This window comes from Klebsiella sp. HN106 (genome assembly GCF_051209435.1).
Lineage (GTDB): Bacteria > Pseudomonadota > Gammaproteobacteria > Enterobacterales > Enterobacteriaceae > Klebsiella > Klebsiella oxytoca.
Genome location: NZ_JBLURD010000095.1, coordinates 1 through 546, shown reverse-complemented (window position 1 = coordinate 546; position 546 = coordinate 1). Strand labels below are relative to the sequence as shown.

Below are 546 nucleotides of genomic sequence, written 5' to 3'. Positions count from 1 at the left end.
CTTAACCTTCGGGAGGGCGCTTACCACTTTGTGATTCATGACTGGGGTGAAGTCGTAACAAGGTAACCGTAGGGGAACCTGCGGTTGGATCACCTCCTTACCTGAAAGAACCTGCCTTTGTAGTGTCCACACAGATTGTCTGATGAAAAGTAAATAGCAAGGCGTCTTGCGATTGAGACTTCAGTGTCCCCTTCGTCTAGAGGCCCAGGACACCGCCCTTTCACGGCGGTAACAGGGGTTCGAATCCCCTAGGGGACGCCACTTGCTGGTTCGTGAGTGAAAGTCACCTGCCTTAATATCTCAAAACTCATCTTCGGGTGACGTTTGAGATATTTGCTCTTTAAAAATCTGGATCAAGCTGAAAATTGAAACGACACACAGTGAATGTGTGTTCGAGTCTCTCAAATTTTCGCGACACGATGATGTTTTACGAAACATCTTCGGGTTGTGAGGTTAAGCGACTAAGCGTACACGGTGGATGCCCTGGCAGTCAGAGGCGATGAAGGACGTGCTAATCTGCGAAAAGCGTCGGTAAGGTGATATGAA

1 tRNA gene and 2 rRNA genes are annotated in these 546 nt (G+C 48.5%); all 3 read left to right on the top strand.

The features are described 5' to 3' along the window. Positions 1–100, top strand: a 16S ribosomal RNA gene (locus ACSIPU_RS30505); the annotation flags it as partial. A gap of 85 nt (positions 101–185) precedes the next feature. Next, positions 186–261 (top strand) — tRNA-Glu (locus ACSIPU_RS30500). A gap of 190 nt (positions 262–451) precedes the next feature. Then, positions 452–546 (top strand): 23S ribosomal RNA (locus ACSIPU_RS30495); the annotation flags it as partial.